The organism is Streptomyces sp. NPDC055400, assembly GCF_053644375.1.
Genome location: NZ_JBSHLM010000003.1, coordinates 44,686 through 69,282 on the forward strand (window position 1 = coordinate 44,686; position 24,597 = coordinate 69,282).

At 70.8% G+C, this 24,597-nt stretch carries 22 protein-coding genes; 5 read left to right on the forward strand and 17 right to left on the reverse strand.

What is annotated here, in order from left to right:
- The first annotated feature begins 33 nt into the window (after positions 1-33).
- The gene (cseC, locus tag ACWIGU_RS08280; protein ID WP_454398728.1) at positions 34-1,461 is read left to right on the forward strand and encodes a two-component system sensor histidine kinase CseC; all 1,428 of its coding nucleotides are present in this window, start codon (positions 34-36) and stop codon (positions 1,459-1,461) included.
- A 46-nt stretch (positions 1,462-1,507) separates the two neighbouring features.
- Here cseC and ACWIGU_RS08285 read toward each other — a convergent pair whose 3' ends face one another.
- From ACWIGU_RS08285 to ACWIGU_RS08295, 3 genes are all read right to left on the reverse strand, one after another.
- On the reverse strand, positions 1,508-1,954 hold the full coding sequence (locus tag ACWIGU_RS08285) for a VOC family protein (protein WP_383095773.1): 447 nt from the start codon (positions 1,952-1,954) through the stop codon (positions 1,508-1,510).
- Positions 1,955-2,006: 52 nt separating this feature from the next.
- The gene (locus tag ACWIGU_RS08290; RefSeq protein WP_454399639.1) at positions 2,007-2,444 is read right to left on the reverse strand and encodes a helix-turn-helix transcriptional regulator; all 438 of its coding nucleotides are present in this window, start codon (positions 2,442-2,444) and stop codon (positions 2,007-2,009) included.
- 166 nt (positions 2,445-2,610) lie between these two features.
- Positions 2,611-4,362: an MDR family MFS transporter gene (locus ACWIGU_RS08295; protein ID WP_454398730.1), complete on the reverse strand. Its 1,752-nt coding sequence runs from the start codon at positions 4,360-4,362 to the stop codon at positions 2,611-2,613.
- Between the two features lie 156 nt (positions 4,363-4,518).
- On the opposite strand from ACWIGU_RS08295, the gene ACWIGU_RS08300 reads away from it, so the two are divergent.
- On the forward strand, positions 4,519-5,091 hold the full coding sequence (locus ACWIGU_RS08300; protein ID WP_356286761.1) for a TetR/AcrR family transcriptional regulator: 573 nt from the start codon (positions 4,519-4,521) through the stop codon (positions 5,089-5,091).
- 68 nt (positions 5,092-5,159) lie between these two features.
- Here ACWIGU_RS08300 and ACWIGU_RS08305 read toward each other — a convergent pair whose 3' ends face one another.
- Positions 5,160-5,837: a M23 family metallopeptidase gene (locus tag ACWIGU_RS08305; protein ID WP_454398732.1), complete on the reverse strand. Its 678-nt coding sequence runs from the start codon at positions 5,835-5,837 to the stop codon at positions 5,160-5,162.
- Positions 5,838-6,299: 462 nt separating this feature from the next.
- On the opposite strand from ACWIGU_RS08305, the gene ACWIGU_RS08310 reads away from it, so the two are divergent.
- Positions 6,300-9,335, forward strand: a complete 3,036-nt coding sequence (locus ACWIGU_RS08310; RefSeq protein ID WP_454398734.1) for an NACHT domain-containing protein — start codon at positions 6,300-6,302, stop codon at positions 9,333-9,335.
- A gap of 77 nt (positions 9,336-9,412) precedes the next feature.
- Here the strand turns inward: ACWIGU_RS08310 and ACWIGU_RS08315 are convergent, their stop codons facing one another.
- Complete coding sequence (locus tag ACWIGU_RS08315; RefSeq protein WP_356286770.1) at positions 9,413-11,938, reverse strand: ATP-dependent Clp protease ATP-binding subunit; 2,526 nt, start codon at positions 11,936-11,938, stop codon at positions 9,413-9,415.
- A 442-nt stretch (positions 11,939-12,380) separates the two neighbouring features.
- Between ACWIGU_RS08315 and ACWIGU_RS08320 the strand changes: the two genes are divergently transcribed.
- Positions 12,381-12,956 (forward strand): SCO3374 family protein, encoded by a 576-nt coding sequence (locus tag ACWIGU_RS08320; protein WP_454398737.1) that lies wholly within the window; start codon positions 12,381-12,383, stop codon positions 12,954-12,956.
- Here ACWIGU_RS08320 and ACWIGU_RS08325 read toward each other — a convergent pair.
- The 11 genes from ACWIGU_RS08325 to ACWIGU_RS08375 all read right to left on the reverse strand — a co-directional run bounded on the left by ACWIGU_RS08325 (position 12,935) and on the right by ACWIGU_RS08375 (position 22,817).
- Positions 12,935-13,273 (reverse strand): histone-like nucleoid-structuring protein Lsr2, encoded by a 339-nt coding sequence (locus ACWIGU_RS08325; protein WP_100597736.1) that lies wholly within the window; start codon positions 13,271-13,273, stop codon positions 12,935-12,937. The genes ACWIGU_RS08320 and ACWIGU_RS08325 overlap by 22 nt on opposite strands.
- A 237-nt stretch (positions 13,274-13,510) precedes the next feature.
- Positions 13,511-14,053 (reverse strand): amino-acid N-acetyltransferase, encoded by a 543-nt coding sequence (locus ACWIGU_RS08330; protein ID WP_326711808.1) that lies wholly within the window; start codon positions 14,051-14,053, stop codon positions 13,511-13,513.
- A gap of 9 nt (positions 14,054-14,062) precedes the next feature.
- Complete coding sequence (locus ACWIGU_RS08335) at positions 14,063-14,527, reverse strand: BlaI/MecI/CopY family transcriptional regulator (RefSeq protein WP_454399641.1); 465 nt, start codon at positions 14,525-14,527, stop codon at positions 14,063-14,065.
- 132 nt (positions 14,528-14,659) lie between these two features.
- A complete protein-coding gene (locus tag ACWIGU_RS08340) occupies positions 14,660-14,842 on the reverse strand; it encodes a hypothetical protein (protein WP_356286779.1) in 183 nt (60 codons plus the stop codon).
- A gap of 13 nt (positions 14,843-14,855) precedes the next feature.
- Entirely contained in the window at positions 14,856-15,491 is a 636-nt protein-coding gene (locus ACWIGU_RS08345) for a hypothetical protein (protein WP_454398740.1), read from the reverse strand.
- Between the two features lie 94 nt (positions 15,492-15,585).
- Positions 15,586-17,181: a hypothetical protein gene (locus ACWIGU_RS08350; RefSeq protein WP_454398742.1), complete on the reverse strand. Its 1,596-nt coding sequence runs from the start codon at positions 17,179-17,181 to the stop codon at positions 15,586-15,588.
- A gap of 178 nt (positions 17,182-17,359) precedes the next feature.
- Positions 17,360-18,157, reverse strand: a complete 798-nt coding sequence (locus tag ACWIGU_RS08355) for a type III pantothenate kinase (RefSeq protein WP_375986166.1) — start codon at positions 18,155-18,157, stop codon at positions 17,360-17,362.
- 4 nt (positions 18,158-18,161) lie between these two features.
- Positions 18,162-19,145: a carboxylating nicotinate-nucleotide diphosphorylase gene (nadC, locus tag ACWIGU_RS08360; RefSeq protein ID WP_454398744.1), complete on the reverse strand. Its 984-nt coding sequence runs from the start codon at positions 19,143-19,145 to the stop codon at positions 18,162-18,164.
- A 5-nt stretch (positions 19,146-19,150) separates the two neighbouring features.
- Positions 19,151-20,905, reverse strand: coding sequence for an L-aspartate oxidase (locus ACWIGU_RS08365; protein WP_454398746.1), 1,755 nt, complete (start codon positions 20,903-20,905; stop codon positions 19,151-19,153).
- Entirely contained in the window at positions 20,902-21,891 is a 990-nt protein-coding gene (gene panC, locus ACWIGU_RS08370; RefSeq protein WP_454398747.1) for a pantoate--beta-alanine ligase, read from the reverse strand. The genes ACWIGU_RS08365 and panC overlap by 4 nt, the downstream gene beginning before the upstream one ends.
- Positions 21,888-22,817, reverse strand: a complete 930-nt coding sequence (locus tag ACWIGU_RS08375; RefSeq protein WP_454398749.1) for a Rossmann-like and DUF2520 domain-containing protein — start codon at positions 22,815-22,817, stop codon at positions 21,888-21,890. Before ACWIGU_RS08375 ends, panC begins: the two co-directional genes overlap by 4 nt.
- A gap of 134 nt (positions 22,818-22,951) precedes the next feature.
- Between ACWIGU_RS08375 and ACWIGU_RS08380 the strand changes: the two genes are divergently transcribed.
- Positions 22,952-24,142: a threonine aldolase family protein gene (locus ACWIGU_RS08380; protein WP_454398751.1), complete on the forward strand. Its 1,191-nt coding sequence runs from the start codon at positions 22,952-22,954 to the stop codon at positions 24,140-24,142.
- Between the two features lie 40 nt (positions 24,143-24,182).
- On the opposite strand, the gene ACWIGU_RS08385 is transcribed toward ACWIGU_RS08380, so the two are convergent.
- A complete protein-coding gene (locus ACWIGU_RS08385; protein WP_454398753.1) occupies positions 24,183-24,401 on the reverse strand; it encodes a hypothetical protein in 219 nt (72 codons plus the stop codon).
- Between the last annotated feature and the right edge of the window lie 196 nt (positions 24,402-24,597).

Here is a 24,597-nt window from a genome sequence, read left to right on the forward strand (position 1 = left end):
GGTGTCGGGAGAACCGTCGACTCGGCCGGGTCCATGGGCCGGCCGGGTCATTCACGGTCTGACGAGGAACGGGATCGGGATGTGAGGGGGGCCGCCGCGACCGTGCGCGCCCGGCTCGGGCGGCCGCTGCGGCTGCCGCTGAGACGGCTGCGCCCGGCGCTGCACACCGGGGTGCGCTGGAAGATCAGCGTCGCCATCGCCCTGGTGGGAGCGCTCGTCGCCCTCGCCCTGAGCCTGGTCGTGCACAACGCGGCCCGCGTCTCGATGCTGGACAACGCGCGCGACGTGCAGGACGAACGCATCCAGTTCGTGGCGCGCCAGTACGAGGCCACCGGGCGCGGCCTCCCCGTCGGCTTCAAGGTCGACGACCCGGGCATACCCCCTGACCTGCGGAAGAGGGCGATGGCCGGCCGGCGCGCCACCTTCGTCTCCGAACAGGCCGGCGGCGTACCGGACATCTGGGCCGCGGTCCCGCTGGGCGACGGACGCCTGCTGTCCGTGCACACCCGCTTCACCGACCGCAGCGCCACCGTCATGAAGGACCTCGACCAGGCCCTGGTCATCGGCTCGATCTCGGTGGTCTTCGGCGGCTGCGCCCTCGGAGTGCTGATCGGCGGACAGGTGTCACGGCGCCTGCGCAAGGCGGCGCTCGCGGCCCGGGAGGTCGCACTGGGGCGGACCGACGTACGGGTCGGGGACGCCATCGGCGGCGTCGTACGCGACGAGACCGACGATCTCGCACAGGCCGTCGACGCGATGGCCGACGCCCTGAAGCAGCGTCTCGAGGCCGAGCGCCGGGTCACCGCGGACATCGCGCACGAGCTGCGTACGCCGGTGACCGGGCTGCTCACCGCAGCCGAGCTGCTGCCGCCCGGACGCCCGAGCGAGCTGGTCAAGGACCGGGCCCAGGCGATGCGCACGCTCGTCGAGGACGTGCTCGAAGTGGCGCGTCTGGACAGCGCGGCCGAGCGGGCCGAGCTCCAGGACCTGCTGCTGGGCGAGTTCGTGACGCGGCGGGTCGGCGCGCGCCACGCGGACGTACGGGTGAGCGTGGTGCACGAGTCGGAGGTCACCACCGACCCGCGCCGCCTCGAACGCATCCTCTTCAACCTCCTCGCCAACGCCGCGAAGCACGGCAAGCCGCCGGTCGAGGTCAGCGTCGAGGGCCGGGTGGTGCGCGTGCGCGATCACGGACCCGGGTTCCCGGAGGAGCTGCTCGACGAGGGGCCGAGCCGCTTCCGTACGGGCGCGGCGGACCGCGCGGGCCACGGGCACGGTCTCGGCCTGACGATCGCAGCGGGCCAGGCGCGCGTGCTCGGCGCCCGCCTCACGTTCCGCAACGTGCGCCCGCCGGGCGCTCCGTCAAAGACTCCGGCCGAGGGCGCGGTCGCCGTGCTGTGGCTGCCGGAGCACGCGCCGACGAACACGGGAAGCTTCCCGATGCTGCGGCTGCCGGACTGAGGGCGGCTCCGAACGGGAGGCCCCGGCCGTGACCGCCGGACGCCCCCTAGCTGGTGGCCCACTCCTTGTCGAGGTCGAGCCCTTCGTTCCGCTGCGTGAACGAGAACCAGTTGCCGGAGTCGTCGCGGAAGATCGCCTCGGTCCCGTACGGGCGCTCCTGCGGCTCCTGGAGGAACTGGACCCCGCGCTCCTTGAGCTTCGCGTAGTCCCCGTGGATGTCGTCCGTGACCAGGACGCCGGCCCCGAGGATGCCCTTGGAGACCAGCTTCTTCACGGCCTCGGCCGACTCGGGGTCCATCGCGGGCGCCCCGGGCACCATCAGCGTCAGCTCGACGTCCGGCTGGTCCTTGGCGCCCACGGTCAGCCAGCGCATACCGCCCTCGCCCATGGTCATGTCCGTACGCACCTCGAGCCCCAGCTTCTCGGTGTAGAACTCCTTGGCCCGGTCCTGGTCGAGAACCCAGACGGTGGAAATGGCGAGTCCCTTGATCATGATGCGCTCCGCGTTGTTCGGGCCACGTGCCGGGGAGTCCGGCCGTGCCCTGTCACCGTAGGCAGTCGCCCCCCGCCCCCGCTTCTCCAGAATTGCGCTCCTCGCCGGCCCCCGGACCCGTACCACCGGAAGGTCCCCGGCCGGGGAAGCCGCCGGCCCACAACATCGCGTAACACCCGGGGATGAGCGCCGCCCCGCGCCCCACATGCTTCGCCCGGTACTCGCTCGGCGTCAGGCCCGTCTGTCTCTTGAACCGGGACGAGAACGTGCCGAGGCTGCTGAATCCCACCAAGCGGCAGATCTCCGTGACCGACAGGTCCGCCGTTCTCAGCATCTCCTCCGCGCGCTCGATCCGGCGGCGCGTCAGATACTGCCCGGGCGTCTCCCCGTACGCCTCCTTGAAGCACCGCACGAAGTGGTAGCGCGAATAGCCGGCATGCGCCGCCACCGCGTCCAGGTCGAGATCCGCCTCGGCCCAGTCGCGGTCCATCGCGTCCTTGGCGAGCCGCAGCTGCCGCAATTTCTCCACGCCATCGATGCTGGCACGCCCCACTGACAACGGCCCCGCTCCCGCCGGCCACGGCACGGCTAAGGCCCCCGGTGCACATGGCGCACCGGGGGCCTTCATCAAGCCGAGGAGGATCGGGACGACCCGCTCAGACGGTCTCGGAGACCGTCCTGCCGTCCGCCGCGGCGTCCCCAGCCGCGACCCCCTCGACCGGCTTCGCGTCGGCCGTGGCGGTACCGGTCCCAGCTGTACCGCTCGCAGCCGCGGCGGCCGTAGCCGTACCGGCCTTGGCCATGTCGACCGGCTGCGCGTCCGCAGGACCCGCGGCCTCGGGAGAGCCCGGCGCCGCCTTGGCGGGGCCCGCTCCCCGCAGCGGCACCTCCTTCACGAAGACCGCCGCGATCAGCGCCACGACCGCGATGATCGAGCCGAGCAGGAACGCCGAGTGCGTACCGGCCGACACCGCGTGCTGGTAGGCGTCACGCGCCACGGCCGGCAGCTTGGCCAGGCCCTCGGCGGTCAGCTGCGTGGACTCCTGCGTGACCTTGCCGCCCAGCGCCCCGGCCCGCTCGGCCATCACGTCCTGGACGCGGTTGTTGAAGAGCGCGCCCATGATCGCGACACCGAAGGAGGAGCCGAGCGTACGGAACAGGGTCGTGGAGGACGAGGCGACGCCCATGTCCTTCATCTCGACGCTGTTCTGCGCGACCAGCATCGTGATCTGCATCAGGCAGCCCATGCCCGCGCCGAGCACGGCCATGTAGAGGCCGGACGTGAACCGCGTGGTGTCCGTGTCCATCTGTGCGAGCAGGAAGAGTCCGGCCACCATCAGGACGCTGCCGACCAGCGGGAAGACCTTGTACTTGCCGGTGCTGGTGGTGACCCGGCCCGCGACCAGCGAGACGACCATCATCGAGAGCAGCATCGGCAGGAGCAGCAGGCCGGAGTTGGTCGCGTTCGCGCCCTGCACCGTCTGCTGGTACAGCGGCAGGAAGAGCACGGCGCCGAACATCACGAAGCCGGTGACGAAGCCGATGAGGGACATGACCGTGAAGTTGCGGCTGCGGAAGATGTGCAGCGGCATGATCGGCTCTGCCGCCTTCGTCTGGACGAAGAGGAAGCCGACGAGCGCGGCGACACCGATCGCGGCGAGCTCCATGATCACGGCGGAGCCCCAGGCGTACTGCGAGCCGCCCCAGGTCGTCACGAGCACGATCGAGGTGATGCCGACGGTGAGCAGCGCGGCGCCGAGGTAGTCGATCTTCCCCTTCGACCGCTTCTTCGGCAGGTGCAGGACCGCGGTGACCATGGCGAGGGCGACAAGGCCGAGCGGCAGGTTGATGTAGAAGGACCAGCGCCAGCCCCAGTTGTCGGTGATCGCGCCGCCGACGAGCGGTCCGCCGATCATGGCGAGCGCCATGACTCCGGCCATCATGCCCTGGTACTTGCCGCGCTCCCGCGGCGGAATCAGGTCACCGATGATGGCCATGACGCCGACCATCAGGCCACCGGCGCCGAGACCCTGGATCGCGCGGAACGCGATGAGCTGGTTCATGTCCTGGGCCATGCCGCTGAGCCCGGAGCCGATCAGGAAGATCACGATCGAGGTCAGGAAGGCGCCCTTCCTGCCGTACATGTCGCCGACCTTGCCCCAGATGGGGGTCGAGGCGGCGGTCGCGAGCGTGTACGCGGTCACGACCCACGAGAGGTGTTCGAGGCCGCCCAGGTCGGCGACGATCGTGGGCATCGCGGTGCCGACGATCATGTTGTCGAGCATCGCGAGCAGCATCGCGATCATCAATGCCATCAGGACGACGCGCACGCTGCGCGGCTGCCGCTCCTTGGTGGCCGCCGCGCCGCCCCCGCCGGTGTCCACCGCCACTGTTCCGGTCTCCGCCATGATCCCCACTCCCCGGTTACTTACCTGCCGATACTTACTTGCCGCCCGGCAAGTTGACTACACTGAGGGAAGATAGAGCGCTAACTAGCCGGGCGTCAAGTAAGTTTTCTCGGGTTTTCGCCAAGTCCCGCCACCAGCACGAAGGAGCAGCCACAGATGGGCAGCAGCAAGCAGCGCCGCGGGAACACGCGGCAGCGCATCCAGGACGTGGCGCTGGAACTGTTCGCCGAACAGGGCTACGAGAAGACCTCGCTGCGCGAGATCGCCGAGCACCTCGACGTCACCAAGGCAGCGCTCTACTACCACTTCAAGACCAAGGAAGACATCGTCGTCAGCCTCTTCGAGGACCTGACGCGGCCCATCGACGAGCTGATCGAGTGGGGCCGGGAGCAGCCCGGCACCCTGGAGACCAAGCAGGAGCTCATCGAGCGCTACAGCCTGGCGCTGCATGGGGCGGGGCCGCTGTTCCGCTTCATGCAGGAGAACCAGGCGACCATGCGCGAACTGAGCATCGGCGAGCTGTTCAAGGACCGCATGAAGGCGCTCCTCGACCAGCTCCTGCCGGAGGACGCCACCCTGACCGAGCGGGTCCGCTGCTTCAGCGCGATCTTCTCGATGCACGCGGGCCTGTTCGTCCTCAAGGACGTCGAAGGCGACCCCGAGGAAAAGCGCAAGGCCATCCTCGAGGTCGCCACCGATCTCATCACCCAGGCGCAGCGGGGCGCCTGAGTTCTGTCATGCAGTTGTGCTCTTCGTGCAGGTGAGCTCGTTTACGCAGATGAGCTCGCTGGTGCAGGTCAGACGCTGACGCCGACCGAGCGCAGGAAGTTGACCGGGTTGATCGCGGAACCGTAGTTCGGGGTCGTGCGGATCTCGAAGTGCAGGTGCGGGCCGCTGGAGTTACCGGTGTTGCCGGAGAGCGCGATGTGCTGACCGGTGGAGACCGTCTGGCCTATGCGCACGTCGATGCGGGACAGGTGCGCGTACTGCGAGTACGTGCCGTTGCCGTGCTTGATCACGATGGCGTTGCCGTACGCCGGGCCGTCGCCGCCGCCGTTGGGGCCGGCCTTGACGACGGTGCCGCCGTGGGCGGCCATGACGTTCGTGCCGATCGGCACGGCGAAGTCCTGGCCGGAGTGCTTGTGCGACCACATGTTGCCGCCGAGGCCGAAGCCCGCGGACAGCTTGTAGTTCTTGACCGGGTCCATCCAGCCGGCGGCCTTCTTCGCGGCGGCCTTCTTGACCGTCGCGGCGTGCTGCTTCGCCTGGTCGGCGGCCTTGGCCTGGGCCTTGGCCTGCGCCTCGACGGAAGCCGCGGCGACGCCGGGCAGCGCGACGCTTCCCTGAGTGCTTTCGGCGGCGACCGCGGCCCCGGCCCCCAGCAGCGCCGTGGCTCCCATGGCGACGGTCACGACGGCCGCCCGAGTACGGAGCAGGGACGAGCCGGAAGAAAGAGTCATGGTGCGCTTCGACATTCGGGGATTACCTCCGCGTTGATGACAGGGACAGACCGGCACTCGTTGGTGACGTGCCGGGCTGGCTGTTCATTGGTAACCCGGGACCCCATCTCGACTCAAAGGCCTCATCTACTACCCAAAGCCGTACCAAAAGGTCAGGACTTCAACCTCTTGACAGCCCTCGAAGACTCCCTGCGATCTGTCGGCTTTATGCCCTGATTCCCTGGTTTAGGGCCACTTCACGCCCTTACGCCTTGGGCCTCGCCGCCTCCACGCCCTATCGATCCAAGAAACGGACATTTCGGTATAACCCATCGATGCCGTAACAACCCCCCACCCCCGCAACACATCCACTATTGCGTCTAGTACCGGACAAAACGCCTGTGCGCCATGTCACCGGGGGGCAAGATCCAAAGACCCGCGAATGTGACGCGGGCTACGCTGAAGCGCCTGATTTCACGGCCTTCGGGGGGAGCGCAGATGGATCCCGCAGTCCTCGGCACGCGTCTGGCGTCGAGCGTGCTCTCGCCTCTGGTGAAGCAGCTCCTCACCCGCGACGGCCCCGGCGCGGGCCTGGTGGACAAGCCCGTACGCCTCTCGGGCCTCGTCACCTTCCGCGGCGAGAAGCGGACCCTCGGGGAGAAGGAGGTCGGGCACCTGGCCGCCCGCCTGGTGCGGGAGGCCGTGCAGCCCCCGGGCGAGCCCCCGTTCCCCGCGGACGAGCAGGAGGCGGTCACGGCCGCCCTCGCCCGCAGGCTCCTCGCCCTCGGCGACCTGGACATGGACGACCTCCAGGCGGTCCGCCTCGGCCACCGGCAGCTGGCCCGCACCCTGCGCGACTCGGCCCCCGCGCCTGGCCTCACCGCCGACGCCGCCTACTTCCTCGACTCGGTCACCGAGTGGGCCTGCCTGCACATCCTGCACTTCTTCACCCAGCGCTCCACGTTCGTGGCCCGCACGCTGGTCGAGCAGAGCCGCGCCCAGTCCGAGCTGATCGCCAAGGTGGACGCGCTGATCACGCGCACCTCACCGCGTGACGCGCAGGACACGGCCTTCGAGGCCCGCTACCGCGCCCACCTCGCGCAGCGCCACAACCGCGTCACCATCTTCGGCCTCGACCTGCGCGACTCCCCCGATGTCTGGCCCCTCGACGCCGCCTACCTGAGCCTCGAAGCCATCCGCGAGGCCGGCCCCGAGGACGCGCACGGCGAGCCTCAGGGAGCGACGACGGTCCAGGTCAGGGCCGAGGACGCGTTCGACGGCCACGACCGGGTCCTGCTGCGCGGTGAGGCGGGCTCCGGCAAGACGACCCTCATCCAGTGGCTGGCGATCACCACCACGGGCCGTATCCCCTACGTGCTGCCGCTGCGCACCCTGATCCGCGCCGCGGGGCTCCCCGCTCCGGCCGCGTTCCTCGCCTCGGCCGACTGCCCGCACACCCCGCCGGAGGGCTGGGCCGAGCGCGTCCTGACGGCGGGGCGCGGCCTCGTGATGGTCGACGGCCTGGACGAGGTCCCCTCGGCCGAGCGGCCCCGCGTGCGCGACTGGCTGCTCGGCCTCGTCCGCGCCTTCCCCGGCAACCGCTGGCTGCTCACCGCCCGCCCCACGGCCGTACGATCCGCCTGGCTGGCCGGGGACGGGTTCGCCGAGCTGTCCCTCGCCCCCATGGGCCGCCGGACGGTCGACGCGTTCGTACGCCGCTGGCACGCGGCCGCCGACGCGGCCGAGCACGAGGAACCGCTCCTGGACGCTCTGCGCGCCAAGCCGGACCTGTCGCTCCTGGCGACCAATCCGCTCATGTGCGGCATGATCTGCGCCCTCCACCGCGCGCGCCGCGGTTATCTGCCGCCGCGCCGCAAGGCCCTGTACGACGCCGCGCTCCAGATGATCCTCACCGAGCGCGACCGCCAGCGCGGCATGGGCGGCCTCGACGGCATCGAGCTCGACACCGAGGACCAGACCGAACTCCTCCAGCGCCTCGCCTACGCACTCGTGCTCGCGGGCCGCACCGAGATGGACGAGGCCACCGCGCTCACGCTGCTCGAACGCGCCCTGCCCTCAGTCCCCGACGCCGCGCGCCAGGGCGACGCCCCCACGATCCTGCGCCACCTCCTGCTGCGCAGCGGCGTCCTGCGCAGCCCCGCCCCGCAGGTGGTCGACTTCGCGCACCGGACGTTCCTCGACCACCTCGGCGCGCGCTACGCGGTCGAGGAGGGCCACCTCGACGTCCTGCTCGGCCACGCCGGGGACACCCAGTGGGAGGACGTCGTGCGCATGGCGGTGGCCCACGCCCGCACCCGCGAGCGGACGACGCTGCTGCGCGGCCTGCTGGCCGCGGACAGCCCGCGGGTCACCCTGCTCGCCCTGGCGAGCCTCCAGGACGCCTCCTCGGTGGAGCAGGAGGTCCTCGAAGAGGTACGGGAACGGGCCGCCGCCCTCATCCCGCCCCGGACACCTCAGGAGGCCGAACAGCTCGCGCAAGCGGGCCCGTTCGTGCTCGAACTCCTCCCTGGCCCTCAGGGCCTGACGGACCATGAGGCCCACGCGGTGGTGACCACGGCCTCCCGCCTGGGCCACGAGGGTTCGCTACCGGTCCTGAAGCGCTTCCGCTCGCACACGTCACTCGACGTACGACGCCAACTCGTCGGCACCTGGCGGAGGTTCGACGCCCAGGAGTACGCGGACGAGGTGCTCGCGCATGTGGGCCGGGAAGGGCTCGACCTGACCGTCACGAGCGCGGAGCAGGTAAGGGCGCTGTGGACCATGCCGTCGTGGCGTCGGATCGACCTCAGCGGGGAGCATCCGCTCGACGCGTTCATGGGAGCACTGGATCCCGGCACCCAGAACCTGACCCTCCGCGGCAACCCCCACATACGGGACCTGCGAGCCCTGCACGCGCTGCCGTCGCTCGGCTTCCTGTCCCTGATGCACTGCCCCGAGGTCCGCGACCTGGCGCCCCTCGCCGAGATGCGCCTACGGCATCTGTCGGTGATCGGCCTGCCCGCACTGCCGGCCCTCACCGGCCTGTCCCGGGTGACCGGCCTTACCTCGCTCAGCGTCATCCAGCCGGTCCCCGGCGACTCGCTCGCCGCGTACCTGCCGGTCGGCGCACCGCTCGACCAGCTCATCCTCGGCCAAGGCGCCACGGAGACCACCGGGCTCACGGGCCTGGACGCCTTCCCCGAGCTGACCTGGCTGAACCTGTCCAGCGACGCGGCCGTGCCCGGCCCCCGCGACTGGGAACAGCTCGCCCGGCACCCCGCACTCACCCGCCTTTCCCTGGGCGGCCGGCTCCTGCCCCCACACGGCCCGACCACCGCGCTTCCGGGGATCCGCGTCCTCACCCTCCACCTGGAGGCGGGAACCGAGGAACACGTCTCCCGCTTCGCCCCCGCCGTCCCGTACGCGCACGACGTGCGCCTCTACTTCGCCGAGGACGCGGCACCGGCCTCGGACGACGTATACGCCGGCCTCTTCCCGCAGGCCGGCGTCACCGTCCACCGGTGGGGCCGCTGACCGGGAGCGCGACGAAGGGGCTGTCCCAGGACCGAAGTCCCGGGGCAGCCCCTTCGTCTCAGCGCGTCCCCGAAGGGTTACGCCTCCTTGCTCAGATTCGGCCCGGCTCCGCCGGCCGCCTGCTCGATCGGCGGGACGTCCGGCAGCGTGGACTTCTCCTCGCCGCGGAAGGTGAACGTCTTGGCGTCACCCTCGCCCTCCGTGTCGACGACCACGATGTGGCCCGGACGCAGCTCGCCGAAGAGGATCTTCTCGGAGAGCGAGTCCTCGACCTCGCGCTGGATCGTGCGACGCAGCGGACGCGCGCCGAGCACGGGGTCGTAACCCTTCTTGGCCAGGAGCTCCTTCGCGGACTGGCTGAGCTCGATGCCCATGTCCCGGTCCTTGAGGCGCTCGTCGACCTTGCCGATCATCAGGTCGACGATCTGGAGGATGTCGTCCTGGGTCAGCTGCGGGAAGACGACGACGTCGTCCACACGGTTGAGGAACTCGGGGCGGAAGTGCTGCTTGAGCTCGTCCGAGACCTTGTTCTTCATGCGCTCGTAGTTGGACTTCGTGTCGCCCTGGGCCGCGAAGCCGAGGTTGAAGCCCTTCGAGATGTCCCGCGTGCCGAGGTTGGTCGTCATGATGATGACCGTGTTCTTGAAGTCCACGACCCGGCCCTGGGAGTCGGTCAGGCGACCGTCCTCCAGGATCTGGAGCAGCGAGTTGAAGATGTCCGGGTGGGCCTTCTCGACCTCGTCGAAGAGAACCACCGAGAACGGCTTGCGCCGCACCTTCTCCGTCAGCTGGCCGCCCTCTTCGTAGCCCACGTAACCGGGGGGCGAACCGAAGAGACGCGAGACCGTGTGCTTCTCACTGAACTCCGACATGTCGAGGGAGATCAGCGCGTCCTCGTCACCGAAGAGGAACTCGGCGAGCGCCTTGGACAGCTCGGTCTTACCGACACCGGACGGGCCCGCGAAGATGAACGAGCCACCGGGGCGCTTCGGGTCCTTCAGACCGGCACGCGTACGGCGGATCGCCTTCGAGAGCGCCTTGACGGCGTCCTTCTGGCCGATGACGCGCTTGTGGAGCTCGTCCTCCATGCGCAGCAGACGCGAGGACTCCTCCTCGGTCAGCTTGAAGACGGGAATGCCGGTCGCGGTCGCGAGGACCTCGGCGATCAGATCGCCGTCGACCTCGGCGACGACGTCCATGTCGCCGGCCTTCCACTCCTTCTCGCGCTTGGCCTTCCCCGCGAGCAGCTGCTTCTCCTTGTCGCGGAGCGAAGCTGCCTTCTCGAAGTCCTGGGAGTCGATGGCCGACTCCTTGTCGCGGCGCACGCCCGCGATCTTCTCGTCGAACTCGCGGAGGTCCGGCGGCGCGGTCATCCGGCGGATGCGCATCCGGGAACCGGCCTCGTCGATCAGGTCGATCGCCTTGTCCGGCAGGAAGCGGTCCGAGATGTACCGGTCGGCGAGCGTCGCCGCCTGGACGAGGGCCTCGTCCGTGATGGAGACGCGGTGGTGGGCCTCGTAGCGGTCGCGCAGACCCTTGAGGATCTCGATCGTGTGCGGCAGCGACGGCTCCGCGACCTGGATGGGCTGGAAGCGGCGCTCGAGAGCGGCGTCCTTCTCCAGGTGCTTGCGGTACTCGTCGAGGGTGGTCGCGCCGATGGTCTGCAGTTCACCACGGGCCAGCATCGGCTTCAGGATCGAAGCGGCGTCGATGGCGCCCTCGGCGGCACCCGCACCGACCAGCGTGTGCAGCTCGTCGATGAACAGGATGATGTCGCCGCGGGTGCGGATCTCCTTGAGGACCTTCTTCAGGCGCTCCTCGAAGTCACCGCGGTAGCGGGAACCGGCGACCAGCGCGCCCAGGTCGAGGGTGTAGAGGTGCTTGTCCTTGAGGGTCTCGGGCACCTCGCCCTTGACGATGGCCTGTGCGAGGCCCTCGACGACGGCGGTCTTGCCGACGCCGGGCTCGCCGATGAGGACCGGGTTGTTCTTCGTGCGGCGGGACAGCACCTGCATGACCCGCTCGATCTCCTTCTCGCGCCCGATCACCGGGTCGAGCTTGGATTCGCGGGCAGCCTGGGTGAGGTTGCGGCCGAACTGGTCGAGGACCAGGGACGTGGAGGGCGTGCCCTCGGCAGGACCGCCGGCGGTGGCGGTCTCCTTGCCCTGGTAGCCGGAGAGCAGCTGGATGACCTGCTGCCGCACCCGGTTGAGATCGGCGCCCAGCTTGACCAGGACCTGGGCGGCGACGCCCTCGCCCTCGCGGATCAGGCCGAGCAGGATGTGCTCCGTGCCGATGTAGTTGTGGCCCAGCTGAAGGGCCTCGCGGAGCGACAGCTCCAGGACCTTCTTGGCACGGGGGGTGAAGGGGATGTGCCCGGACGGGGCCTGCTGGCCCTGGCCGATGATCTCCTCCACCTGCTGGCGGACCGCCTCGAGCGAAATCCCGAGGCTCTCCAGGGCCTTAGCGGCGACACCCTCACCCTCATGGATCAGGCCCAGGAGGATGTGCTCGGTGCCGATGTAGTTGTGGTTGAGCATCCGGGCTTCTTCCTGAGCCAGGACGACAACCCGCCGCGCGCGGTCGGTGAACCTCTCGAACATCGTTAATCGCTCCTCAGAGCGGTCAGGCAGTAAGGGGACGCTCCCCTCCCTGTCCTTCCGCAGCTTAGTCCCGCAAGCGGGGACCGCTCATTCCAACTGCCGACACCCGGACCCCATCTCGGAGGTTCTCCTGCCCCGAACGCCGACAACTGCTCCAACACCGATGGTGCGAGACGATGTTCCCGCAGGCCAGGCAGTTACCCCCACCATCAGTACGCCGATGGCGAACGCAAGACGACCCGAACCCACGTGTCGCCCCTCCTCACTAGGGATGTCTTACCCGCTAGCAGTGACAGTCCATGCGGCGCGCCCCGGTTCCCTCCGCTACGGGCGAACACCCTTGCGCCGCTGAATAGCTCCGCGCGCCCCCATTCGGGAAACTCTGCGCACTCACCTGACAACGCTGCGTAACTCATGAGGGTTCCCGGCGGTTGCTCCGGACATGGTCTCCATCGTGCCCACCGTGCCCCTGCCCCGTCGGCCGCTCGACGCGGGCGACCCGGTGCGGGAGTGGTACGAGAACGCGCTCGGCTGGGCCACCGCGCCGGGCCCCGAGGGCCTTCAGCTGCTGACGGGGCTGCGCTTCGACGTACTGGAGCTGCCCGCGGAGGCGGGACGTGCCGTGCTGCGGCGGCTGGACCCCGGGGGGCCGGTGGCCCTGCAGGGGGAGACGATGCGCCTGCTCGTGGCCGCGGGCAGCGCGGAGGAGCTGCCGGGGCTGCTCGACTGGCTGGAGTGGGGGGCGCTGTCCCTCGATCTCACCGTGGCCGGCGCCGGCGGGCGGATCGACGCGCCCGCGCCCCCGGGAGTGCCGGACCCGCAGGAGGCCGCGGTCTGGGTGCGGCCCCCCGAGCCCGGATGCGACGTCGAGCCGACGCTTCCGGCCCTGACGGCGCTTTCGGCCGTAGGGGGCGGTGGGGGCGCCCCCGGTCTCGTACGGCTGGTGGAAACGGCGGCGACTCAGTGCCACCGGATCCGGCTGCGGCGTGCCTGCGCTCAGCCGTTGGCCTTCTCGTAGGCCTCACGGATGGACGCGGGGACACGGCCGCGGTCGTTGACCTCGTAACCGTTCTCCTTGGCCCAGGCACGGATCTGCGCCGTGTCCTGGCTGCCGCCTGCCACCGCGGCGCGCGCCTTGCCGCGTCCGCCGGCGGAACGGCCTCCGGTGCGACGGCCACCCTTGAGGTACGGCTCAAGAAGTCCACGGAGCTTGTCCGCGTTGGCGGTGGTGAGGTCGATCTCGTAAGTCTTGCCGTCCAACGCGAACGTCACGGTCTCGTCCGCCTCGCCACCGTCGAGGTCGTCGACAAGAAGGACCTGAACCTTCTGTGCCACCGGATTTCCTTTCATCGATATCTGTAGGGCCGGACTCCACGACCTCAGTCGTTGATTCGCCGTCCCCTTGTTATATGCAGTACGCAGTACGTCGGAAAGCAAACCGCTTTTGCTGGAAAAACACAAACCCCTGGGAGAGATCCAGGAGAGATCAAGCGCCCCGAGAAGCCCGGAAAGATGCGCGTTTCGGACATAGGGCACCTGGGCAGGCAGCTGCTCAGTAATACCGGGGGGCGATCACAGATGCAGAAGCATCCGGCTGTTGCCCAAGGTGTTCGGTTTCACTCGTTCGAGACCGAGGAACTCCGCGACGCCCTCGTCATAGGAACGCAAGAGCTCGCTGTAGACATCGGTGTCGATGGTATCGACGGGCGCCTCTCCGATCTCCACGAAGCCGTGGTTCGCGAAGAACTCCACTTCGAAGGTGAGACAGAAAACCCGGCGAACACCGATCCAGCGCGCGGTCTGAAGCAACTTCTGGAGCAGCTGATGACCCACGCCCGCGCCCCTGACCACCGGATTCACGGCGAGGGTGCGGACTTCCGCGAGGTCTTCCCACATGACATGCAGAGCGCCGCAGCCGACGACCTCCGCGTTGTCGTCCCGTTCCGCGACCCAGAACTCCTGGATGTCCTCGTAAAGCGTCACGGTGGCTTTGTCGAGCAGGATCCCCTCGCGGCTGTACGCGTCGAGGAGTCGGCGCACGGACGGCACATCGGCCGTCCTCGCCCTGCGCACGGTGACTGCTTTTGCGGTGACTTCGGGGAGCTGTGCTGGCATGAGCGGACGCTATCGCCCGGCGTCCGGGTCCGGTTCCTCGGGTCCTTCAGTGCCTTCGGGTCCTTGAGGCCCCTCCGGCCCTTCAGATGCCTGGGGCCCTTCGGGGCCTTCAGATGCTTCGGGCTCTTGAGTCGTGAGGGTCTGCGCCTGAGGTCCCTGCACCATGCGCACGGCATCGCTCAGTGCTTGGCGTTGTTCCGGCGACATCATGCCGAAGAAGGCGACGAGAGCCGCCGCCGGGTTGTCACTCTGGGACCACGCGTCGTTCATCAGCGCGGCGGAGTAGGCGGCGCGAGTGGAGACGGCCTCATATCGATAGGCCCGGCCTTCCGCTTCGCGGCGCACCCAGCCCTTCTGGTGGAGATTGTCCAAAACGGTCATGACCGTGGTGTAGGCGATGGACCGGTCCTGCTGGAGGTCTTCCAGGACTTCGCGAACCGTCACGGGGCGGTTCCACTTCCACACCCGTGTCATCACTGCGTCTTCGAGTTCTCCCAATGGGCGCGGCACGAGCAGCACACTAGTGGCAGAAGTCGGGAATAGGGCGCCGGACGTGGCAAACGGCGCCCAATAACGACAAAAAGGGCGCCCGGTGGGGCGCCCTTCTCAGATGTCGCTCGGCTGCGGGCCGGCCTGGCGGGCCGCCTCGGCGCGGGCGATCGCCGCGTCGACGGCCGCGTCTTCCTTGGCCTTCTTGTCGCCGCCCTGCGACTTCACGATCGTCACGATGAGACCGACGAAGAAGACGGCCATCACTACGGGGGGCACGAGCGCGGAGACGTAGTCCATGCCCCCAGAGTAGCTATCCGACGGCGAGCTCCTGCGGCGGGGCCGCGGGGGGAGCGGGGCGGCGCTTGGGCGGGAAGACCTCGGCCGGGGTGGGCATGGGGCGCGGTGGGGCCGGGGGGTTCGCCGGGGGCCTGGGGTCGGATGCCGGCTTCCCGGCGGCGGCGAGACCCCCGGGCAGGGCATGCAGCCGGGTGCGGGAGGCCGGTACGCGGGGCTGCACCACGCGCACTTCCCCGCGCACGGACGCCCGGCCCTCGAGCCTGGCCCGCACGTCGCGCTCGGTGATCGTGCGGCAGCGTTCGAGGAGGGTGGCGGCGGAGGGGCTGTCGCGCAGGGCGCGCAGGGCGGCGAGGTCGTCGGCGCCGGGCTGGTAGCCCGCCGCGAGCGACTCGTCGAGCAGCTTCAGGTAGCCGGTGGCGGTGCCGGGCAGGGCGGCCCGGTAGCGGGCGAGGTCGGCCAGCAGGAAGGCGCGGATACGGGCGCCTTCGTCGGCTGCCTCGTCGACCGACTCGGCGAGCCGGAGGCAGTCCTGGATGTCCTCGGCGGAGACAGGACTCGGGTGAAGGGCAAGGGCAAGGGCGCGTCGGAGCACACGCAGCTCTTCAGCGCCGAACGCCATGCCGCCGCGGTTTCCGTAGGGCGTGGGCATGGACCGACGATACGCAGTACAACGGACAAAATCCGCTTAACCGCCAATTTGCGGCGTGGCTCCGGGTGCGGTCAGCCGCCCCTGGGCACCCAGGTCACTCGGCCCGGCGCCGCGACATGGCGAACACGATCGCGCCCACGCCGAGCGCCGCGGCAGCGGCCGCCGCCAGCCACGGCAGGAACCCGGCACCCGTCGCCGCCATAGACCCGGACGTGCCCGAGGTCCCCGAGCCGCCCGACGTCACGGAGACCGTGGCGGAAGCGGAGGGCGAGGGGGTCGCGGCGCCACCCGAGGCCGACGGGGACGGCGACGGGGAGGAGGACGCCTCACCGACAGTGATCGCCGCCTCGTCGTTCGACTGGTCCGGGTCGTTCAGGACGATCCCGTCCCCGGGGCGCACGGTGACCGTGCCACGGGCGGCGCCGGCGGCGAGGTCCTTCTCGTAACTGACCTGGAAGCGGTACATCTGGCCGTCTCCGCTCTCCTCGGAGACGGTGTCCGGGCAGAGATAGCGGCGGTGGCCCGGCTCGAAGGGTGAGGTCTTGCCGCCGGTGTACGTGTAGCAGTCGCCGCTCGCCTGGTCGTCGGGCTCCTCGTCGACGCGCACGCTCTTGGCGACGACCCCCTTGGGGAGCGTCACCTCGGCGTAGGCCACGGGCTTGCTGTCGGGGTGGGCGACCACGGCGGGGCCCGCGTTGCGCAGGCCGAAGGCGAGCGGGTGGGTGGAGCCCTTCTTGCCGGGGACGAGGACGGCGCCGACCGCCAGGAAGTCCGCGGCGTTGTCGGCGTCATACGTCACGCGGCGGGTGTCGGCGAAGTCCGTGCCCGTGGCGGGGGTCAGGGTGAGCGCGGCGCCCTTGCCGGGGGTGCCGCCGGTGTCCGTACCGGAGGAGGCCGGGACGGCCTCGGCGGTGATGTCGGTCCAGGTGTGGAAGGCGTCCTTGCCCAGGGACCCTTCGAGCGGGTTGGAGAATCCAACCGTTTCACCCGGGGCGATCGCCGTCTTGAACACGCAGGTCACGTCGGCGTCGTCCCTGCCGAAGTCGCCCGGCAGGTACAGGCAGTTGGTGTGCTTCCCCGCGAACGTGACGCCCGGGCTGCCGGTGAGGCGGACGGTGATCTGTTCCGTGGGCAGGTTGCCGGTGTTGCGCAGGACCACGGGGTAGCCGACGGACTGGCCTGGTGTCAGGCCGGACCTGGCGGGCAGCGCGGCGACCTGGATCTTCGGGGAGCCGACGACGACCTTGGAGGTCTCGGTGTCGGGGGTGGCCTTGTCCGCGGTGACCTCGTAGCGCAGCGTTCCGGTGTCGCCGGGCTTCGTGCCGGCGACCGCGCTGAGCGTGAAGGGCTCGAACGGGCCGTGCAGATTGCCGTTGTCCAGGCACGTGACGACGGCGCCGACCCCCGTGCACTGGTCGTTCTTGGCCTTGATCGTGGCGATGCCCTCGAGGCCGCTCGCGTCGATCACCAGCTTGGCGTTCTCCGGCAGCGGGAGCCCCTCCACGCCGTCGTCGGCGAAGCTGTAGCTCACATCGGGGGCGATGGACGTACCCGACGCCGGGACGGCTATCTGTACGGGCGCCGTGATGACGGCGTAGGACTGTGTGGGAGGCGTGGGGTCCGCGGCCCAGGCCGTGGCACCGGTGAGACCGACCCCGGTCAGCGCGATCGCCGCCGTCGCAGCCGCCAACTCTCTGCCCTTACGCCACATTTCGCCCCACGTCCATCGCATGCCGACTCGTGCCCCGTCTCTGCGGAGACGAGCGAAGCGTACGAACGGTTGCGCCCTTCGCGCACGCCTTGTCGAAAGTCCGTACGCGAAGGGGCAGTTGGGGCGCCGCCGAAAGAGCGCGCCGCCGAAAGGGGCGTCAGGAGCGGGAGATGTTCCGCTCGTAGACCAGGCGCAGGCCGATCAGGGTGAGCCACGGCTCGTGCTCGTCGATCACCGCGGCCTCACCGAGCACCATGGGCGCAAGGCCCCCGGTGGCGATGACCGTCACGTCGTCCGGGTCGTCGGCGAGTTCACGCGCCATGCGGGTCACGACGCCGTCGACCTGGCCCGCGAAGCCGTACAGGATGCCGGACTGCATGGCTTCGACGGTGTTCTTGCCGATGACGCTGCGCGGGCGGGCGATCTCGATCTTGCGGAGCTGGGCGCCCTTGACGCCCAGGGCCTCCACGGAGATCTCGATGCCGGGGGCGATGACGCCGCCGGCGTACTCCCCGCGCGCGGAGACCGCGTCGAAGGTGGTCGCCGTGCCGAAGTCGACGACGATGGCGGGCCCCCCGTAGAGCTCGACCGCCGCCACCGCGTTGATGATGCGGTCGGCGCCGACCTCCTTGGGGTTGTCCATGAGGATCGGGACGCCGGTCTTGATGCCGGGTTCGACCAGGACGGCGGGGACGTCGCCGTAGTAGCGGCGGGTGACCTCGCGCAGTTCGTGCAGGACCGAGGGGACGGTCGAACAGATGGCGATGCCGTCGATGCCGTCGCCGAGCTCGTCGCCGAGCAGCGGGTGCATGCCCATCAGGCCCTGGAGAAGCACGGCGAGTTCGTCGGCCGTGCGGCGGGCGTCGGTGGAGATGCGCCAGTGCTCGACGATCTCCTCCCCGTCGAACAGGCCGAGGACCGTGTGCGTGTTGCCTACGTCGATGGTGAGCAGCATGGCGCTACTCCGCCGCGCGCAGGTCGAGGCCGATGTCCAGGATCGGCGACGAGTGGGTCAGGGCGCCCACGGCGAGGAAGTCGACGCCCGTCGCGGCGTACTCGCGCGCGTTCGCCAGGGTCAGCCGGCCCGAGGACTCCAGGAGGGCGCGGCCGGCGACGACCGCGACGGCCTCCTGGGTCTCGGCCGGCGTGAAGTTGTCCAGGAGGATCAGGTCGGCGCCCGCCTCCACGACCTCGCGCAGCTGGTCCAGGGTGTCGACCTCGACCTCGACGGCGAGGCCCGGGAAGGACTCCCGTACGGCCTTGAAGGCCTGTGCGACGCCGCCGGCGGCGACCACGTGGTTGTCCTTGACCAGGGCCGCGTCCGAGAGCGACATGCGGTGGTTGACGCCGCCGCCCGTGCGGACGGCGAACTTCTCCAGGGAGCGCAGGCCGGGCGTCGTCTTGCGGGTGTCACGGACCTTCGCCGTCGTCCCCTCCAGCGCGTCCGCCCACGCGCGCGTGGCGGTCGCGATGCCGGACAGGCGGCACAGGATGTTGAGGGCGCTGCGCTCGGCGGTCAGCAGGTCGCGGGTGAGGGTGGTGACGCTGAGGAGCTTCTGCCCGGCGGTGATCCGGTCGCCGTCCTCCACGTGCCGCTCGACCTCGAACTCGTCGGTGCAGACCACGGAGAGCACGGCCTCTGCGACACGCAGGCCCGCCACGACGCCGTCCTCACGGGCGGTGAAGTCGGCGGTGGCGACGGCGTCCTCGGGGATGGTGGCGACCGTGGTGACGTCCACGCCGCCGGAAGCCATGTCGAGGTCTTCGGCGATGGCCATGTGCGCGATGTCCTCGACCTCCACGGGGTCGAGCCCCGCGTCGGCCAGGAGCTGGGCGAGGGCGGGGTCGAGGCCGCACTCCATCATGTCGGCGTCGGCTCCGCCGCAGCCGCAGCCGTCGCCGCAGCCGCCGCTCTCGGCGAGGGGGAGGTCGGGGGTACTCACGTCTCTCACTGCTCCTGCTGGTGTGTACGGCGCTCGGGGCGGGTCGGGGGGAATTCTGCGGTGGGCGTGGTGTGCGCGGCCAGCGTCCGGTCGGGATTCAGCCGTACGACGATGTGGCGGCGCCATTGTGCGTCGTCGCGCTCGGCGTGGTCCTCCCGCCAGTGGCAGCCGCGGGTCTCCTCGCGGCGGCGGGCCGCGGCGACGAGGACGCGGGCGACGCACAGGAGGTTGGTGGCCTCCCAGGTGTCGACGCCGGGCTCCGCGGTCTTGCCGTTCTCCGCGAGGGCGCCCGCCGCCTCGGCGTGGATGCGGCCGAGTCCCGCGGCGGCTTCGGCGAGGGAGTCGGCGGAGCGCAGCACGCCCGCGCCCTGCGTCATGACGCGCTGGATGGCGAACCGTGCCTCGGGCGGCATCAGGGGGTGGGTCGGGGTCTCCGGGTGCGGGACGGGCGCGGGCACGCGCGCGTGGAGGCCGTTTTCCCGGTGGCTCGCGGCGATGTCGTCCGCGATGCGCTCGGCGTAGACCAGGCCCTCCAGGAGGGAGTTGGAAGCGAGCCGGTTCGCGCCGTGGACGCCGGTGCAGGCGACCTCTCCGCACGCGTACAGGCCGGGGACCGTCGTGCGGCCCAGGAGGTCCGTGCGGACGCCTCCGGAGGCGTAGTGGGCGGCGGGGGCCACGGGGATGGGCTCGGTGACCGGGTCGATGCCGTGGGAGCGGCAGGCGGCGAGGATCGTGGGGAACCGGTTCTCCCACATCTCGGCGCCGAAGTGCCGGGCGTCCAGGTACATGTGCTCGGCGCCCTGCTCCTGCATGCGGCGCGTGATGCCCTTGGCGACGATGTCGCGCGGGGCGAGCTCGGCCAGTTCGTGCTGGCCGGCCATGAAGCGCACCCCGTCGGCGTCGACGAGGTGGGCGCCCTCTCCCCGTACGGCCTCGGAGACCAGCGGCTGCTGGCCCTCCGCGTCCGCGCCGAGGAAGAGCACCGTCGGGTGGAACTGCACGAACTCCAGGTCGGAGACCTCGGCGCCCGCGCGCAGGGCGAGCGCGACGCCGTCGCCGGTGGAGACGTGCGGGTTCGTGGTCGCCGAGAAGACCTGGCCCATGCCGCCGGTGGCGAGGACCACGGCGGGCGCGAGCGCGGCGCCCACACCGTCGTGCTGGCCCTCTCCCATGACGTGCAGGGAGACGCCCGCCGTGCGGCCGTCGTCGTCCGTGAGGAGATCGAGGACCAGGGCGTTCTCGACGGTCCTGATGCCCCGCGCGCGTACCGCCTCGACGAGGGCGCGGGAGATCTCGGCGCCGGTGGCGTCGCCGCCCGCGTGCGCGATGCGGCGGCGGTGGTGGCCGCCCTCACGGGTGAGCGCGATGTCGCCGTCCGCCGACTCGTCGAAGTGGGCGCCGGTCGCGATGAGGCGGCGTACGGCGTCGGGGCCCTCCGTGACGAGGGTGCGGACAGCCTCCTCGTCGCACAGGCCCACGCCCGCGACGAGCGTGTCGTCGAGGTGCTGCTCGGGGGTGTCGCCCTCGCCGAGTGCCGCCGCGATGCCGCCCTGCGCCCAGCGCGTGGAGCCGTCGTCGAGGCGGGCCTTGGTGACGACGACGGTCCGCAGTCCTGCCGCCTGGCAGCGCAGGGCCGCGGTGAGACCGGCGACGCCGGATCCGACGACCACGACGTCGGCGGAGACGGACCAGCCGGGCGCGGGCGCGTGCAGGCGTATGCCGGTCGCCGTGCCGGTGACTGTGGTCCCTGTGGCACTCATACGGGAGCTCCGAAGGTCAAGGGGATGTTGTCGATCAGCCGCGTCGAGCCGACCCTGGCGGCGACGGCGAGCACGGCCTCTCCGATGTGGCCGCGCTGCACGTCCGTGAAGTCGGCCGGGTCGACGAGAGCGAGGTAGTCGAGCGTGAGCGGCGGCCGGACGCGGGCGGCCTCGTCGAGGACCTGGCGGGCCGCGGCGCGGACGGCTTCGGGGCCGCCGGGCGAGGCCTTCGCGACGGCGTGCGCGTCGGCGGCGGCACGGGCCTCGCCTATCGCGTTCAGGGCGTCGGCACGCGCGTGCGTGGAGGGCGCTTCGTGGGCACGCGCGCGCAGGGCCTCCTGGGCGGCGTGCCGGTCGCGGCCGGCGAAGAGCGCCTGGGAGAGGGCGAGCGCGGTGCGCCGCTCCTCGGCGGAGAGGTAGCGGTTGCGGCTGGAGAGGGCCAGGCCGTCGTGCTCGCGCACGGTGGGCACGCCGACGATCTCGACGGCGAAGTTCAGGTCGCGCACCATGCGGCGGATCAGAGCGAGCTGCTGGGCGTCCTTCTGCCCGAACAGCGCGATGTCGGCCGCGGTCAGGTGGAGCAGCTTGGCGACGACGGTGAGCATGCCGTCGAAGTGGCCGGGCCGCGAGGCGCCTTCGAGGCGCTCCCCCATGGGGCCCGCGGTGACGCGGACCTGGGGCTCGCCGCCGGGGTAGACCTCGTCCACGGAGGGCGCGAACACGACGTCGGCGCCCGCCTGTTCGGCGATCTTGACGTCGGAGTCGAGGGTGCGCGGATAGCGGTCGAGGTCCTCGCCCGCGCCGAACTGGAGCGGGTTCACGAAGACCGTCGTCACCACTTCGCCGTCGGCGCCGGCGATCGAGCGCGCCGTGCGGATCAGTTCGGCGTGGCCGTCGTGCAGGGCGCCCATGGTCATGACGACGGCGCGGCGGCCCGCACGCGCGCGCGTGCGGAGCTCATCGGCGGTGTGCAGCACGGTGGTCATCGCTGGTCTCCCTCGGCGCCGTCGGCCAGAACCCCCAGGAGGTCCTCGGCGAGTTCGGGCTTGAGCAGGCCGTGCGCGAGGGCACGGTCGGCGGTGGCGCGGGCCATCGCCAGATACCCGGCGACGGTCTGGGGCGCGTGCTTGCGCAGCTCGGTGACATGGGCGGCGACCGTGCCCGCGTCCCCGCGCGCGACGGGCCCGGTGAGCGCGGCGTCGCCGGACCTGAGGGCGTTGTCGAGGGCCGCGCCGAGCAGCGGGCCGAGCATCCGGTCGGGGGCCTCGACGCCCGCGGCCCGCAGCAGTTCCATGGACTCGGCGACCAGCGTGACCAGGTGGTTCGCGCCGAGGGCGAGCGCCGCGTGGTACAGCGGGCGCGACTCCTCACGGATCCACTCGGGCTCGCCGCCCATCTCGATGACGAGCGCCTCCGCTGCGAGCCGCAGCTCCTCGGGCGCGGTCACGCCGAAGGAGCAGCCGGCCAGCCGCTGTACATCTACGGGGGTGCCGGTGAACGTCATCGCGGGGTGCAGCGCGAGCGGCAGGGCGCCGGCCCGCAGTGCGGGATCGAGCAGCTTGGTGCCGTAGCGCCCCGAGGTGTGCACGATCAGCTGTCCCGGGCGCACGGAACCGGTCTCGACGAGCCCTTCCACGAGGCCGGGCAGCGCGTCGTCGGGCACCGTGAGGAGCACGAGTTCGGCCCGCACGAGGACCTCGGCGGGCGTCACGACGGGGACATCGGGCAGCATGAGGGCGGCCCGGCGCACGGATCCCTCGGATACCGCGGAGACGGCGACCGGGCGGTGTCCCGCCAGGGCCAGAGAGGCCGCGAGGGCGGGGCCGACACGGCCCGCGCCGACCACTCCGACGGTCAGCCGGGCGGGGCGGTCCCTGGGGTCGGTGGGTTCGGGTCGAGGAGGTGCGTTCACAGGACGACGGCCTTCCGTTCCAGTCCGCTCGGGGTACCGGACGATTTCTCGTCATGTTAACGCGATCTGCTCCGCCGGCTCCGGTCCGTCCACAGGCTGTGGGCAACCGCACGCGCGTACGACATGATCGGTGGATGACGGAGAGCGAAGAGCGGGAGAACACCGCAGAGGACGACGCGACGAAGGCGCGGGCCCGCCGCGCCGCGGCTGTGCGGGGCGCGGAGCGGATCCTGGGCGTGCACGGCCTCGACGCCACCATCGGTGAGCGCCTGACGGCCCTCACGGAGGCCGCGTGGTCGGTCGCCGACCCGGGCCAGACCAGCGATCTGTACGGCGACGGCATCGTCGCCGACCTGGAGGAACGCGTCGCGGGGCTCCTCGGCACGGAGGCGGCGGCCTACTTCCCCACCGGCACGATGGCGCAGCAGGTCGCGCTGCGCTGCTGGGCGGGCCGTACGGGCAACCCGACCGTCGCCCTGCACCCGATGGCACACCCGGAGCGGCACGAGCGCGGTGCCTTCGGCGCCGTGAGCGGCCTGCGGACCGTCCACCCGACGAGCGAGCCGCGGCTGCCGAGCGCCGACGAGGTGCGCGACTTCGCCGAGCCCTTCGGCGCGCTGATGCTCGAACTGCCGCTCCGGGACGCCGGTTATGTCCTGCCCACCTGGGACGAGCTGGTCGCCGTCACCGAGGCGGCCAGGGAACGGGACGCCGTCGTGCACTTCGACGGAGCACGCCTGTGGGAGTGCACCACCCACTTCGGGCGCTCCCTGGCCGAGATCGCCGATCTCGCCGACAGCGTGTACGTGTCGTTCTACAAGACCCTCGGCGGCCTCAGCGGAGCGGCGCTCGCCGGGCCCCGGTCGTTCGTCGAAGAGGCGAAGACCTGGCGCCACCGCTACGGCGGCCAGCTCTTCCAGCAGTTCCCCGCGGTGCTCTCGGCCCTGGTCGGCCTGGAGCGGGAGCTGCCGCGCGTGCCCGACTACGTGGCCCACGCGCGCGTGGTCGCCGAGGCGCTGCGCGCAGGGTTCGCCGAGGCCGGGGTGCCGTGGGTGCGGGTGCACCCCGAGGTACCGCACACGCACGAGTTCCAGGTCTGGCTGCCGTACGCCTCGAAACGGCTCGACGAGGCGTCGGTGACGCAGGCCGAACAGACCCGGACGTCGCTGTTCCGGCGCTGGTGGGAGCAGGGTCCTCCGGGTCTTTCGGTCACCGAGGTCACGGTCTCCGCCCGCGGGCTCGAATGGACCGCCGACGACGTCCGCGCGGCCGTCGCGGACTTCGTGGCACGGATCCCCCCGGAGACCGCCGACGGGGACGCCTGAGCGGCGCCGCCCTGCCTGCGTCCGTCAGAGGCCGGCCGGGTCAGCAGCCCGCCGCGCGGCGCTGCGGGTGGATCAGGCGGGCCAGGGCCGCCCGGATCCGGCCGCGCGCCGGGCGGCCGGCGACGACCGCGCTGAAGCGGCGGTAGTCGCGCAGCTCGCGGATGGCGCTCCAGTCGTGGACGCCCGGCGCCGGCGGGGCGGGCTCCCCGTGCAGGGAGGCGCGGTAGACATCCAGTGCGTACTGCTGATTGACGCTCATGACGTACCCCTCGCTGGTCTTCTCATTGTCACGCCATGACCAGAAATGCGGCTGTTCAGAGAGCTTTATTTGTTTTGCAGGGCTTTATTGGCGCTGCTTGACATTCATTGCTCTTTGCCGCTTCGGTCCGGCCTGAAGAAGACTCCGCCCGGCGGCCCCGCCCGGTCACGTCGATTGACGGGAGACGTCAATCGAG

Coding starts and splice junctions, on each gene's coding strand:
- cseC (WP_454398728.1), top strand. CDS start 34: ATGGGCCGGCCGGGTCATTCACGGTCTGACGAGGAACGGGATCGGGAT.
- ACWIGU_RS08285 (WP_383095773.1), bottom strand. CDS start 1,954: ATGATCAAGGGACTCGCCATTTCCACCGTCTGGGTTCTCGACCAGGAC.
- ACWIGU_RS08290 (WP_454399639.1), bottom strand. CDS start 2,444: ATGGACCGCGACTGGGCCGAGGCGGATCTCGACCTGGACGCGGTGGCG.
- ACWIGU_RS08295 (WP_454398730.1), bottom strand. CDS start 4,362: ATGGCGGAGACCGGAACAGTGGCGGTGGACACCGGCGGGGGCGGCGCG.
- ACWIGU_RS08300 (WP_356286761.1), top strand. CDS start 4,519: ATGGGCAGCAGCAAGCAGCGCCGCGGGAACACGCGGCAGCGCATCCAG.
- ACWIGU_RS08305 (WP_454398732.1), bottom strand. CDS start 5,837: ATGTCGAAGCGCACCATGACTCTTTCTTCCGGCTCGTCCCTGCTCCGT.
- ACWIGU_RS08310 (WP_454398734.1), top strand. CDS start 6,300: ATGGATCCCGCAGTCCTCGGCACGCGTCTGGCGTCGAGCGTGCTCTCG.
- ACWIGU_RS08315 (WP_356286770.1), bottom strand. CDS start 11,938: ATGTTCGAGAGGTTCACCGACCGCGCGCGGCGGGTTGTCGTCCTGGCT.
- ACWIGU_RS08320 (WP_454398737.1), top strand. CDS start 12,381: ATGGTCTCCATCGTGCCCACCGTGCCCCTGCCCCGTCGGCCGCTCGAC.
- ACWIGU_RS08330 (WP_326711808.1), bottom strand. CDS start 14,053: ATGCCAGCACAGCTCCCCGAAGTCACCGCAAAAGCAGTCACCGTGCGC.
- ACWIGU_RS08335 (WP_454399641.1), bottom strand. CDS start 14,527: ATGACACGGGTGTGGAAGTGGAACCGCCCCGTGACGGTTCGCGAAGTC.
- ACWIGU_RS08340 (WP_356286779.1), bottom strand. CDS start 14,842: ATGGACTACGTCTCCGCGCTCGTGCCCCCCGTAGTGATGGCCGTCTTC.
- ACWIGU_RS08345 (WP_454398740.1), bottom strand. CDS start 15,491: ATGCCCACGCCCTACGGAAACCGCGGCGGCATGGCGTTCGGCGCTGAA.
- ACWIGU_RS08355 (WP_375986166.1), bottom strand. CDS start 18,157: ATGCTGCTCACCATCGACGTAGGCAACACGCACACGGTCCTCGGCCTG.
- ACWIGU_RS08365 (WP_454398746.1), bottom strand. CDS start 20,905: ATGAGTGCCACAGGGACCACAGTCACCGGCACGGCGACCGGCATACGC.
- panC (WP_454398747.1), bottom strand. CDS start 21,891: ATGACCACCGTGCTGCACACCGCCGATGAGCTCCGCACGCGCGCGCGT.
- ACWIGU_RS08380 (WP_454398751.1), top strand. CDS start 22,952: ATGACGGAGAGCGAAGAGCGGGAGAACACCGCAGAGGACGACGCGACG.
- ACWIGU_RS08385 (WP_454398753.1), bottom strand. CDS start 24,401: ATGAGCGTCAATCAGCAGTACGCACTGGATGTCTACCGCGCCTCCCTG.